This is a genomic window from Salisediminibacterium beveridgei (assembly GCF_001721685.1).
In the GTDB taxonomy this organism is placed as follows: domain Bacteria; phylum Bacillota; class Bacilli; order Bacillales; family Salisediminibacteriaceae; genus Salisediminibacterium; species Salisediminibacterium beveridgei.
Window position 1 is genome coordinate 2,304,344 of record NZ_CP012502.1, and the last position, 14,594, is coordinate 2,318,937.

Consider the following 14,594-nt stretch of genomic DNA (forward strand, 5'->3'; position numbering starts at 1 on the left):
TTTTTTTATAGACTTATAAAAGATTTGGACGGGAATTTTAAATTCTTAATCTGGGAAAAATGCACATAAATATTAATTTCAATTATTTAGACCAAAGAACATTTTCTAATTATTTCACTGATAGATGCAAACCTGGTAATTTTAAAATGATTTTTGATATCAATATAACTAAGATCAGACTAATTATCGGATTGAAATTGACACAAAGCAGATCAAGTGATAATTGGTTTATAGGTCACCCGACTTATTTGATTCTACAAGACATTGATTTCCTTGGATTTCAATAATATAGCTTCCTTACCCATAGCAGTCACAACCTTCAACTTTAAAAAATTGATATTATGGGGAACTGTCACTATACATAAATTGAGTTATGGATTGGGACAGTTCCTTTACTGAGTAACATTTTCTAATAAAGCTGCAAAATACTCCAAGTGAAGATTGCTAAGAACGATTTGTTTTTGTTCACTATTATGAGTAATGGTGACAACAAAAAAGTCACCATTATAAGCCTCTACTTCTTGAGGGAATGTTTCCTGCTGGATCAACAATTCTGCTTCATGGAGTATTAACGTTAAATCAATTGACCCTCCGTGTTTTGCGAGTGCATTGCAGTTTGGACACAAACATAATGTATTGAATGGACGATCTTTCCACCATGCACCGTCTTTTGCTTCTTTAATACGATAAACATCAAAATATTTTTTACCGTTGGCCATGATCAATTGTGTTTCACAAATCTGGCACCGGCCGTCATATTCATTTAAAAGAAACTCTTTTGGATGTTGACTGTTTTGATCTATGATTTTATATTTTCTTTTTTGTTTCTTTCTTTCTTTAATTTCTTTAATCTCCGGTCCATCCTTAAGAGATCCTTGTAGATTATCCCGAATAGTATTTCTGATTCTTTCTCCATCTTCCGGGTCTAGTGCCAATTTCCAGTTTTGCTTTGATATTGAAATATCTTCTTCATGAGCAAGCACATCTGATAATTGTTCTAAAACCTGGTTCATTGTCAGTTCCACTTCTTGATGCTTTTCATTATTTTTGATCTTGGATCCCTCAATTAATTCCTCGTCACTCTTGAATTTTTTTGAGTTTGAACTTCCTGAACTTCTATCTTGTTCTGGTTTTCGCATGTCTTTAGAAGTTGAATTCAATGATTTTTTTTGCTGACTACTTTTATCAACATCTTGGGTTGCTTTTTCTTTTTCGTTATTGATTGGTCTCAGGGTCACATACAAATCCTTGAAATCCCTTATCGCACTTCGATATGTTGTAAAACCAAAAATACTTAATAAACGTGCAGAAATTTCTGGCATCGAAGCATCATGTTGAATATACAATGACTCATTTGATGTGTCAAAATAAGGAATAGCTAAAGGTACCTTAATTCCAGAAACGACTTTTTCAAGATTCTTTGTCCGGAAAATTAAAATTTGGAGATTTGATTGTCCTCCAAATTTCGTTAATAAACCATAAAATCGTTCAGCCTCTTTTTGCTCTAATTCCTGAGCATAGAGATCAAGCATTTTTTCTATCAGTTCCTCTTCATTCTCATTCAAAGCTACCGAGTCTGATGATTGAATTGTTCCTGTGTCTTCTATTAATTTAAAACCAATATCTTTAGCAGCCTTTTTTAATAGATAAAGTTCTTTTGTTGTGCATGAAAGATGAATGACAAAAGGACTTGATGATTTTAATCTTTTATAAAGATCTTCTTCATTAAACAAAATCAGCGTATCCTGTTCGATATTATTATTCATTTTTAATGAGTTGATATGCTGGATTAACTTACTTTTATCACTTACTTGCAATGATTGTATTTGTATCAACAAGCGCATCATATTGCTTTGGACCCACTCATCAGAACATGTCTGCAAATAAAAGATGTTGAGTATATCTAACAGCGGTGCTACTTCTGATTCCACTAATAGCTTAAGTTTTTGACCTAATTTTTTACCCATTTCCCCGTATTGTTCTTCAATATATGGTGTATTTTTAGAAAGGGATTTTCCGAGTTTAAAATGATTTATCGGACGTAATTTATTAGAATCTTTATCTAATATACGCAGATTTGAAAAGTCGATATTCAAATGACTCAATTCATAGGTTACTTGCAATAGATCATCGACATTGTGCGAGGAATGATCAAGCCACACCTTGTTAATATCTTCAATTGATAGTGACTTCACATTTAATGTATCCAGGAAAAATGAATGATATCCATTACTACCTTCGTTTAAAACAAGATCAAAATACTCAACAGATTTACCTAAGCCGCGAGAATCATTAACTTTAAAAGCTTTACCTGCATTCGTTAATTGTCCTTTTAAAGTCAATAGTGGTATTTGATCATGTTCCAAACCTGCCCATAGTTCATCACGAACTATCATTTTTTTCTCTTCGCGGCGTTTATACGAAAATTTTATAAAACCTGGGGGCGGATTATAACGGTAATAGTTTGAATCTATATTATCTAATTTTCCGAAATATGATTGCAACCATTCGTTATAAAGTCCATCGGCGATTTCTTTGGATACATTATTATGTTTAATAAACTGCTGGGTTGCTGAATCAAGAGTAACCGTTACTAGCGTCACTATATTGTTATGAGTATAATCATTTTTATTTTTTATGATCCATTTACTATAAATTCCTGGTGAATTTTTTTTCAGTTCGAAAGCATTGTCATACTTTATTTCGCCAATGTGAAATTGAGGGCCGTTTGCTACTCCACAATGTAAAAGAAAAGAACGTAGCTTTCGAAAGTATATTTTTTTTCTTTCTTCTAAATCTTCTCCTTTGACGGAAGGTTCATACCATGTATCTGGAAGTTTTAAACTCTCCATACCTGCGTGAGAATATAAAAAATCCTCGTTAAAAAACCTTAAATTCTCTGGAAGAATTAACTGATTTAGTTTTTTTAATCCGCCTTTGGTTCCATACATCAATGCATTTGAAAGCTTGCCTAATTCATCTAAATAAGACTGATCAAAAGAAGTTTTGGATTGAAAAACTTCAAACATCGATAGAAAAACTTTGATTCTAATTACAGCACTTTCTTCAGATAGAATATTTTTTTCATTTAATAGAAATGGAACTTGTATATCAGATATTAGTTTTGTTTCAGTGAGTTCAGAAATTCCTATATATCTTAACAATTGTCGCAGTTTTAAATTGCGATCATTTATCTTCTCCGCTTCCTGTTTTCGATCCTGATTGAAATCTGAACTTATCTGAATATTATAAGTGTATTCTGGATCGATCAATTCTATATCAGTTGCTCCTTCAATTCCTGTGGTTCGTTTAGTTCTACCTCGCATCCAATAAATCTTTATGCTTTTATCAATAAATGGTTTCATGGACTTGAATTCTCCACTACTGAACGGATAGATTTTCATTGAATTTAGATTTTCAATAAAATATTTTTTTTTCGCGAAGTGTTTTATTGTATCGTACTCTTTCAACAGAATACTATATACAGTCGTTATGTTGTCGCTATTGTCAAAAAAATTAGTAGGTAATTTAACAAATCTGAATATTTTAATCAGGTCCGTCCAGTTTAAAGATTCTATATGATATTTATTCCATTTTTGTTTCCAGTTACTATTTAATGCCCAATCTTCGTACATAAATTTCTTCCCTAAAATCGTTTCAATTCGTTCTCGAAAACCTAGATACTCATCGAACCATTTGTACCAGAATGGTTTTGCTAAAATAATCCTTTCTGGTGATTCCCATCCATCGTAAGTTTTGACCCATGGCTCTGTTTTGCATTGTTTTATAACTCGTTCAAACACCTTACAAAGCTGGTCTGATCCTGAATAGTCCGGGACGTAATTCGGTAACACTTTCGACAGGTTCTCATTTTTTCTCCAACTGAGTATTGTTCTTATCAGGAAATCTGGTAAATTCCTTACTAAATAACGATTCCAAGAGTTACTTTCTACGTCAAGCAGTCGTTCCCGATCCGCTTTTAAGTGACCATCTATTTGTAAAAATATCGGGATAGGCAACTTCACCTCAGTTGGTAAATAACAAAATAAACGACCAAGTTCAGGTTCAATTTCAGCAGAAGTTTCCAATGCTGCTACAGCTATTTTACGCCTTAAAGTGTGCTTTGTACCTAACCGCTCCCATCGTGAACCAACGAGTTCTCCAGGAAATTCAATGTCTTCTTCATATAAATAATAATCCCGGGTTAGTTCATCTGGGTATGTCTTCATAGTAAGCGTATCATGCTCATTATTGGGAAGAATTGATAATTTTTTTGCAACAAAATGAGAATCTCTTAAATCTTGATATTCGAATACTTTCAAAGTTTGGAGAAATAGAAATGATTCCAATTGCTTCGTCACTAATTTTCTCAGTTCATCAGCTACCAACTTCACACTTTCTTCGTTCGAAAAAAAGACGCGTAATTTAGTTCCATTAGTAAAAGTTTCTTTTGAATTTAGCGCTTCAGGAACAATGTAATTATCCTTATGAAGCTTAAAACCCCAAGGTCCACTTTCTATGTGAACTTCTTCTGCCAAAGCAAATACAGATTTAAAACCAATCCCTTTTTCCCCGATAAATGAATTCGCACCTAGTTTATTTGCAGTCTTTGTAGAAGCGCCTGTGCCTGTAATTGAAATGACATCATTTGTTGTGAATCCATTCTCATTATAAGTAATTTCCAAACTATCATGATGAATGGAAAATGAAATGAACTTTTTTTCACCATCAAAAACGGCATCATCTGCGTTTTGTATCAGTTCCAATAAAAAGTGCTTCCTGTCCTCATAAGTAGTATCGCCAAGTATAGTCAATGAATTCCGGTAATCATCAATGGCGCTGTCAAATTCCTTACGAAGCTTATGAAGTTTTCTTAATGCATCATTTCCTGGTGTCGAATTTCTGACCTCCTTCAAAAGCCGGTCTCTCTCATGTTTGAAGTGGCTGACTGTCATGAAAGGTCCTCCTTAACTTGCAATAAAATGACACCTGCTATACTTAACGAAAAAGAGATATCCTTTTTTTCGTTAAGTAAATCTATTCTTGAACTTGTTCTTTTTGCTTCATTTTCAATTCTTGCTTCTAATGATTTAATGTAATTCTTACTATTTTCGTTCAAACCCCCCGGATTACGGTCCTTATGATCCTTTAACATTTGCAATAAATTATCAATTTTCCCTTTCGAACCCTTTTTGAGCGAGGCAATATGAGCAGTTACAATTGTATCGTTCTCCAATCGAAGATTCTCCACATGTTCATTCATAAACGCCTCCAATTCAATTCGACCTTTATCAATCAATTCTTTTAAGAGCTCTTGTTCAAACTCCCATTCAACATCGATAATACTATATCTCCCACTAAATTCACGGGTTGATTGAATATAATTGCACGGGATTACCTTCTCTTGGTTTAAATCAATCGGCACAACTGCCAGTTGGTGTTCAGACTTAATTCCCTCTACTGCAATTTCAAAGATCGGAATCAAGTATTCACCAGCTTCCAAAAAACTATCCTCATAATCGATCGCATAACTGAAAGCACGTTTTATCTGATTGTTGTTTTCTAATGTGTGTATAATGAATCGCATCCAGAACCCAGCCGGCGGCAAAAATATATGTTTACTGTCGTTTGCTTTGGACCCATTAAAAATGACCGTTTTCGCGCTTTTGGAATGTAGTAAAGGATCCAGTTCATTAATACTTCCTTCACTTTTGGGAAGCCTTGTGAATCTTTCAAGATTACCTATAATGGAATCAGTCAGCTTCAATTTCCCACTTTCTTTATCCAATTCTTTATAAGATCCCCCGTATTGATCAATAAATATCTTTGTTAAATCTGCTGCATCAGATGGATTTAGAAAGTCATTTTTTTCAGAGATTCCTGTAATTAACTTTTGGAATTCTTCCTCTCCTAATAGTTCATTTCTTTGTTTTTCAAAATGATCATATTCCAACCTGCTCTTCTCCAATGATATGGAGATTTCATGTGATCGATTCTGTATTTGTTCTTCACTTAATGACCCAGTAATAATATCTTTTTGGAAATCCAATAATTTTCTACTGAGAATCGGTTCAAATGCTCCAATACTGTCATGAACAATATTGATTCTTTGATACAACAATTCATATATACGTTCATCAACTGTATCCGCTAAATACATACTTGCTATAAATACTTTTTCTGCTGTCTGTCCAAAACGATCAATACGACCAATCCTCTGTTCAACTTTCATTGGATTATAAGGCAGGTCATAATTTATCATCGCTTGGCAAAATTGAAAATCAAGTCCTTCTCCACCAACATCACTGGATAACAATATTTGAAATTCTTTGTTCTTAAATTGATCTATGATTTCGTATCTTCCAGTGACGTTGTTTTTATTTACGAGAGGAGTTCGACCACTGATAACATTGACTGAAAAACCATCCTCTGATAGACGTTTTTCAAGATAGGTCAACGTACGAATAAAAAACGAGAATACAATGACCTGTTTATTCTCCAAACTGGAAAGTAAAGTTGAGAGGTATTGTTTGAATTGATCGTATTTACTATCCTCTTCACCTATTGCCTCGGCAATTTCCAAAAGTTCTTCATATTTATCTCGAAGGGCTGGCGTTAGAATTGCCTCGTGAAGACTCGAATCGTCACCAATGTCATCAAAATTTTCTTCATACAATTCCTCTTCATCCTGCTCAACAGGTACTCCAGTAACATATATGTTATGATCAAGACTCCATTCTAAATATTCTTTTGTTGCCGGAATACAGCTTGCTGCCATTCTTCTTGGCATATTCGTAACAAATCCAAGTGCAGCTACATTACCACCTTTTGCTAAAAACAGTTCCTCAGAAAGTGCAATTACAGCATTATAAAATTTCTTCTCATCTTCAGTCATATCTACAGGTATTTTTGATACTTCCCTTACCACCTTTTGTTCAAAAGCTTCCTTTTTCAATGTCCTGGTATATGATTTTTCCAAGGGATTTAAACTCGTTAAGAGCTTTTCATACTTGACAATATCTTCAACCTCTATTTTTTCTTCTCTCAATAATTGCTGCTTTAATGATTGAACACCCTTATTCGATCTTACGATATCGCCAATTGACATACTTTCAAGTTCTTGAATCAAATCAAGGATCCTTGAATAGCTTTCTGTTTTATTCAACAATAATTCATGCTTGGTTTGGTTAATAATTTTTATAGGTTCAAGTAATGCTTCAAATGAATTATGATCAGGATAAGTATCCGGATTCAAAATGTGCATAATTTGAAAAAAATCAGCGTCACGTAAGTTTAAAGGCGTTGCGGATAGCATAATCATCATATCTGATAATTCACTCAATAACTTACCCAATGAATTGCTTTTAGTTCCTAGATTCCTCATGTGATGTGCTTCGTCGACAATAACTAAAGACCACACTGATTCTAATTTCTTTTCATCAAATTTTTCCAGAGTTTTTAAAAAATCTTCATTTCGCATCACTTGAATACTTACAATCCCAAACATTTCATAGTCAGAAAAGCGACCATCCATCGCATTCTGAAATGCTGTCTTCAGCGATCGGCTATCATGTAACATGAAATCCAGACTGAATCGTTCTTTCATTTCCTTTTGCCATTTGGGACCTAATGCATTCGGGCAAACAATCAGGACAGGATCTTTTCTTGAAATTCTCCCCCTTGCCAATAATTCAGTTAAAATAATTCCTGTTTCGATCGTTTTACCAACGCCCACTTCATCCGCAATTAAAATCCGTTCCGATGACTGATAATGCAGAAATTTAATTAATGGCTTAAATTGAAATGGGTTGAAAATAGTCTTGCTGCTTAAATAGCTGTAATAATTTCCTTCCAACGGTTTTTTTAAACGAATCCAAGTATTGAAAATTTTGTAGTCTTCAAAATCACCCAGATTCTGCATAGCGATGTCATCATAAATCTCTTGTTCTGGATCAATTATTCTTTCCAAGTATTTTTCCTGCAGAACCGCTGTTTTACCTTCGAAAGTAACCCGATAGCCAATGTTGTTTCCTTTATCAAGAACCTCATTCACTGTTCCTATTTTCCCGGTTGAGATTTGTCGAACATTATCACCTTTTTGAAAACTGGCTACTTTATCTTTCAATTGAACTACCCCACTTTCCGAAAATAGATAATTAAAATCAAAAGGGGAATTCCATTCTCAACATCACGTTAATTAAGGTTTATTTTACCATACTTTTAGTTATTTCATTGTTACAATATCGAAATATTCCGATAATTTAACCGAAATATTTCAATTAATATACTATTATTAACTCCATACAAAAACTCACTGAGTAGTGTCAATAATATGACTCTTTGTATGTACAAAATCAGCAAAACATGATATTTTATAGTTATTACGTACGTAAACGGAGGTTATTACACTATGAAGTATGATTTCTCTTATTCATTCCCTGCAGTTCGAGGACTACAGGCAAAGCGCCAATACTATATTGCAATGTGTCCACTTAAATTAATCCCAAAATTGTTCTTATTTGATGAAGAAGAAATCCCTGTTGAATATCGCTCCCAAAGAGTTATTAACAGACGAAGAATACCTGAAATTTCAAATTATATACTTGAGAATCCTGATGATTATGTTTTCAGCTCCATCACAGCAAGCATTGATGGTGACATGGAATTTATCAGCCAGGGAGAAGATGCTAATCAAAATGTAGGAATGCTAATGATAAGTATGGAGGCCAGATTTTTAATCAATGATGGACAGCACCGAAGAGCTGCGATTGAAGAGGCATTGAATATCAATCCGGAACTTGGCAATGAGACTATTTCAGTCGTTTTTTTTGAAGATCAAGGTTTACTGAGGAGCCAGCAGCTATTTTCAGATCTTAATAAGCACGCTGTAAATACAACTAAATCAATTGGCATATTATATGATTCAAGAGATCACTTGGCTACCATTACAAAAAATATTATTCAAGAGAATGATGTTCTACGAAAATTAACTGATCTTGAGAGTTCTTCGCTCTCAAAATTCAGCCCCAAAGTATTTACTCTTAGTACGATCCATTCAACAAATAAGCGGATATTAGGAGTCAAAAAAAATGATACAATAGCATTTGATTCAGAAGAATTCCTGGTTTCATTCTGGGATGAACTGGTTCACTCTATTTCTGAGTGGAATGCAGTTCACAACAAAGAATTATCAGCCAGTGAATTAAGAAAGAATTACATTTGTTCCTATGGTATCGTCCTCGAAGCGATTGGAATGATTGGTCATGAAATGTTCAAAGCCCGTCCTGATGATTGGAATAATAGATTAAAAGGATTAAATAAAATTGACTGGTCGAGAAACAATAGAACGCTTTGGTTAAATCGAGTTTATAATCAGAGTGGGAGAATCAATAAAAATCTCCATTCGATTAAACTAACCAAAAATCAGATAAAAAAAGAATTAGATCTCGAATTAAATTATGATGAATTAGAAATGGAAGAGCAATTCCTTAAGGAGGAATATTAATATGGATTTGATGTATTTCAAAGACAATAAAAAAGAAGATTTATATAAACAGATTCAACAAATATACACTGCAGATGAACGGCCTTGGGTTATTGGATTTAGTGGAGGAAAAGACTCTACTGTCGTCGTCCAGGCTATATTCTACGCTCTTAAAGATCTTCCAAAGAATAAATTAACCAAACCCGTTTATGTCATTTCATCAGATACAATGGTGGAGAATCCTAAAATTATCAGCCACATCGAAACACAGCTGAATAATATGAAAAAAGCCGCCAACGATCTGAACATCCCCATTCATGTACAAAAAGTTATGCCTAATGTAAAAGATTCTTTTTGGGTTAATCTCATTGGTAAAGGATACCCTGCACCCCGTCAAAAATTCAGGTGGTGTACTGATCGACTTAAAATAGATCCTGCCAATGATTTCATTTTAAAAACCGTTTCGGAATTTGGTGAGGCAATCGTTGTTCTTGGTGTTCGGAAATCCGAAAGCTCAACTCGGGCTCAAGTCATGAACACGCACAAAATTGAAGGTAAGACACTCAGACGGCATTCAAATTTACCTAATTCATATGTGTTTGCTCCGATTGAAGATTTTTCACTTGGTGACGTTTGGACATACCTACTGCAAGTACCGAACCCTTGGGGAAGCAACAATCATGACTTACTGTCCCTCTATGAAGACAGCAATTCAGGCGAGTGCCCACTTGTAATTGATCAATCCACTCCCAGCTGTGGTAACAGCCGCTTTGGCTGCTGGGTCTGTACTGTTGTATCAGAAGATAAATCACTCAGCGGATTTATTGACTCCGGAAAAAATCAAGAACAATCAAACGACTGGCTCATACCATTACAACAATTCAGAAATTGGTTATCAGAGAACAGGGATATTCCTGAGAATCGTGAGAAAAAGCGCATGAATGGCATGGTTTATTTAGTCGGGGATGAAGACAATCGAAGAAAAGGACTCGGACCTTACACATTGGAACACCGCCAGGAAATTCTTCAGTATTTATTACAAATTGAAAAAGAAATCCAGAACCCTGAAGACCCTTCATATGAACTCATTACAATCGATGAACTAAAGGAAATTCGCAGAATATGGTTTGAGAAGGGCGATTGGAACGATTCCTTACCGGATATATACAGAGAAGTATACGACACTGAGCCAGATTGGGAAATTGAACAAAGCGAATTCATGGACCCAAATGATATTAAAGAACTTAAATCACTTTGTGATTCAGAGGGTGTTGAATTTGAATTAATTCAAAAACTTGTAAACATTGAAAACAAACATTATGGCTATAAGAGAAGACACGGTGTACTAAAAGACATCAACCGTACGTTAAATGAAGAATGGATCCACTTTGATAAAATTCAAGGAGAAGACTATGCAGATAAATAATATAACTCTTAAAAATTTTGGAATATACTATGGTGAAAATCAATTTGATTTTGACAAATCTGAATCAGATCAGAATATTACCCTTATCGGGGGGAAAAACGGGTCAGGCAAAACTACTTTGCTGAGTGCGATTAAAATCGCACTCTATGGCCCTCTTTTTTTGGGATATAAATCAGCCAATCAAGAATACCTCAACTATGTGGAAAGTAAAATGAATTCCTATGCTATAGAAGAAGGAAATACGAACTCCAAAATCATTCTCAACTTTCAATTCAGAGACAAGGGTGAACTGATTAAATTTCGTATTGAACGATCTTGGAATTTAAATCATAACGGATTAAAGGAGAATTATTTAGTCTATAGAAATAGTCAATTGCTTGGTTCTAGAGAAATCGAAGATTTTCTTCAATACTTGAAAAGGTATCTGCCTCCTACTTTATTTGATTTCTTCTTCTTCGATGGAGAAAGAGTTCACCAATATGTTCTGGACAGTAAATTCGAAGAAAATATAAAAGAAGCATTTATGACTCTTTTTAATCTTGATTTATTCGAAAATCTGAACAGTGATCTCCATAAGTATTTACGTCAAGAAAATATTTTTAAATCATTAACAGATGAACAACGAAAATATACTTCTCTGGACATGGAAATCGAAGCGAAAAAACAATCAATTCGATCCCTTGAGAATCGAGTATCAGAACTTAAAAATGAAAGAAAGAATATTAATGTAATGATGGAAGAACTGGAACAGGAATTCTCTGCTCACGGTGGAATCGTTGCTGAAGAAAGACAAACATTAACCCAAAAAATTGCAGAATATGAACTGAAGAAAAAAGAGCTTTCCGAAAGTATTAAATCAGATGCAGCTCATATTATCCCTCTCAAATTAGTTGAAAAATTATTACAAAAAACCCAAAATCAAGTCTCGCAAGAAGAAGAAGTGGAAAAATTTAATAAACTTCAGTCTGATATTTCCGAGGAAAATATCCACCGGATGATTAAATCTTTAACACCTACATTCTCAATTGAGAACGAAAACTCTGAAAACCCTGAAAAAGAACTAGCTAATGCACTTTCTAAAGAATTTAATCAGTCATTAAAGCCAAAAGGAATGAACATAGATTCTTTCAAGCCTATTCACAATATGAACAAAGAACAAAAAGAAGCCCTTCATGAATGGTTGAAAAAAGTAAATCAATTTGATGGTAATTCAGTTAAAGAAAGATTCAATGACATTTCCAAATATATTAATGAAATCTATGAAACTAGAAAAAATATCGAACATAGCATTGAAGACCAGTCATTAAAAGACATTATGCATAAGATTAACGAAAACACCAAGAAGGTCGAACAAATTAATTACGAGATCACTGGCAATGAAGAGAAGATCCGTAATGGGAAACAACATCTGAATGAATTAACTTATGAAATCGAAAAAATTTCTAAGAAAGTGCATCAGGCTAAGAAGGATGAAAATATATTTGAAGTAACTCAAAAAATAAATACGGTTCTATCAAAATACAAACAAAATCAAGTGGAAAAATATCTTGATTCAGTTGAAAAGTACTTCTTACAAATGTTCAATTCGCTTATGAGAAAAGGCCAATTTCTAGAATCTTTTAAAATTGATCCAAATTCATTTAACATTAAAATGAAAAATCATACAGGTAACTCGATATTCAAACACTCATTTTCAGCTGGTGAAACGCAATTATTCTTTCTGACACTTTTGTGGTCACTGTTGAAAGCTTCAGGTCAAAAAATACCACTTGTCCTGGATACTTTATTTGCACGTTTAGATAAAACACATAAAGAAAATCTCATAAATATTTTCCTACCCGTAGCCAGCGAGCAAGTAATTATTCTGTCTACAGATACTGAAATAGATGAATATTATCACGAAATGCTTAAACCTTATGTAAAAGATGAATACTCACTAATTTATAATCGTACAACAAACGATGTAAGTATAGTTAATGATTATATTATTGAGAGAGGCGGGGATTATCATGTTATTTCGACTAAAAACAGCTGAAAGAACCCAAATGATACTCGAAAATTTATATAGCAGTACTCATTTGACTCCAAATATACTCTCGCGAATTGCTATCTCCCTCTCCTTACTGGACGAAAATACAGATATAGAAAATATGAACTATGATAGCCGCGGAATTGAATTTAACAGAAATACCTTAACTGGGGATTTGGATTTCATTTATAAATCATTGATTTCTCAGTCGTTACAAAGAGAAATTACTGACGAAGAATATTTCCCCACATTGATCAAAAAACATCTTGATCGTGGAGCGCGCTTACTGGAAAATGAATATAAATATTCAGGGAACTACGAAAAATTCCTTAGCTCAATTGCGAGCTTGGATATTGAGGTGTTGAGATGATTTATTTCGATAACAGTTCCACTACCCCCCTTCATCCAGAGGTCAAAGAAGCGATGTGGCCTTATATAAATGAGGAATTTGGCAATCCATCTTCTAAATATTATACGCTCGCTGAGAACGCTAAAAACGCTGTTGAAGAATCCAGACAACAAATCAGTTCGTTAATTGGTTCTCAGTCATCGGAGATTATTTTCACCAGTTGTTCTACAGAAAGCAATAATTTCATATTAAAAGGAATAGCTAATGATCACCAAAAAACAGGCCGACATATCATTACAAGTAAAGTTGAGCATAAATCCGTATTGGATACTTGTGAATACCTCAATAATAATGGCTTCGAAGTAGAATATCTGGATGTTAATGAATTCGGCCAGGTTAGCTCTGATACACTAGTCAGCTCAATTAGAGAGGATACCATTCTCGTTTCACTCATTTGGGGAAATAATGAAATTGGTTCTCTGAATGATATTGAGGAGCTGGCTAAATGCACAAAAAAAAATAACCCCAACACTTTTTTTCATACGGATGCAACTCAAGTTCTTGGCAAGGTATCGGTTGATTTGAATAAATCAGGTAATATCGATTTCTTATCCGGCTCCGGTCATAAACTCTTCGGTCCAAAAGGAATTGGAATATGCTACATCAAAAAGCAACCTGAAGGTCATCGTACAAAGATCACCCCCCTGCTGCATGGGGGTGACCAAGAGTTTGGCTATCGTGCGGGTACATTAAGTGTCCATAACATAGTAGGTATGGGCAAAGCATCCGAAATTGCTAAAAAAGAAATGAAGCAGAATAATGAATTTCTTTCAAAATTAGATATTCAAATCAAAGACAGCCTAACCAAGCAATTTGATCACATAACATTTAATACACCTGATGAAAACAAAATACCTGGCGTGCTAAACTTCACGATTCCCGGTGCAAATAATGAATTAATTATTCGTGCCCTGAAAAATGATTTTGCCATTTCCACCGGTTCAGCTTGCTCTTTAAACGAACCGTCTTACGTTCTAAGTGCAATTGGTTTAAATGCTGTTCAGGTTAGTAATTCATTTAGAATATCACTGTCTAAGTTTAATAAGACAGACGAAATTAATCAATTCATCAGTAAAATGGATAAAACAATTAATATGTATTCAATTTGATATATGTTTAATTATAAAGTTGAGATTAATAATTATTAATCTCAACTTTTACTGTATATTAACAAATATCTCTATGTTGTAATTAATAAATGTAGTAAAATAATGGTATGATTCCGCATTGTTCAAAATCATTTAAA

Annotated in this window: 7 protein-coding genes; 5 read left to right on the forward strand and 2 right to left on the reverse strand. The window is 33.9% G+C overall.

From position 1 onward, the window contains the following. Positions 1-392 precede the first annotated feature (392 nt). Together BBEV_RS10855 and BBEV_RS10860 are read right to left on the reverse strand one after the other, a co-directional pair. Complete coding sequence (locus BBEV_RS10855; RefSeq protein WP_069365492.1) at positions 393-4,955, reverse strand: sacsin N-terminal ATP-binding-like domain-containing protein; 4,563 nt, start codon at positions 4,953-4,955, stop codon at positions 393-395. Further along, positions 4,952-8,125, reverse strand: coding sequence for a DEAD/DEAH box helicase (locus tag BBEV_RS10860; RefSeq protein WP_069365493.1), 3,174 nt, complete (start codon positions 8,123-8,125; stop codon positions 4,952-4,954). The genes BBEV_RS10855 and BBEV_RS10860 overlap by 4 nt, the downstream gene beginning before the upstream one ends. A 285-nt stretch (positions 8,126-8,410) precedes the next feature. Between BBEV_RS10860 and dndB the strand changes: the two genes are divergently transcribed. Genes dndB through BBEV_RS10885 form a run of 5 tightly spaced genes read left to right on the forward strand, consistent with a single transcriptional unit; the run spans position 8,411 to position 14,457 of the window. Then, positions 8,411-9,505 (forward strand): DNA sulfur modification protein DndB, encoded by a 1,095-nt coding sequence (gene dndB, locus BBEV_RS10865; protein ID WP_069365494.1) that lies wholly within the window; start codon positions 8,411-8,413, stop codon positions 9,503-9,505. 1 nt (position 9,506) lies between these two features. Then, positions 9,507-10,910, forward strand: coding sequence for a DNA phosphorothioation system sulfurtransferase DndC (gene dndC / locus BBEV_RS10870; RefSeq protein WP_069365495.1), 1,404 nt, complete (start codon positions 9,507-9,509; stop codon positions 10,908-10,910). Next, the gene (gene dndD / locus BBEV_RS10875) at positions 10,897-12,945 is read left to right on the forward strand and encodes a DNA sulfur modification protein DndD (RefSeq protein ID WP_069365496.1); all 2,049 of its coding nucleotides are present in this window, start codon (positions 10,897-10,899) and stop codon (positions 12,943-12,945) included. The genes dndC and dndD overlap by 14 nt, the downstream gene beginning before the upstream one ends. Next, complete coding sequence (locus BBEV_RS10880; protein ID WP_069365497.1) at positions 12,920-13,309, forward strand: DndE family protein; 390 nt, start codon at positions 12,920-12,922, stop codon at positions 13,307-13,309. The genes dndD and BBEV_RS10880 overlap by 26 nt, the downstream gene beginning before the upstream one ends. Continuing rightward, complete coding sequence (locus BBEV_RS10885; RefSeq protein WP_069365498.1) at positions 13,306-14,457, forward strand: cysteine desulfurase family protein; 1,152 nt, start codon at positions 13,306-13,308, stop codon at positions 14,455-14,457. Before BBEV_RS10880 ends, BBEV_RS10885 begins: the two co-directional genes overlap by 4 nt. Positions 14,458-14,594 lie beyond the last annotated feature (137 nt).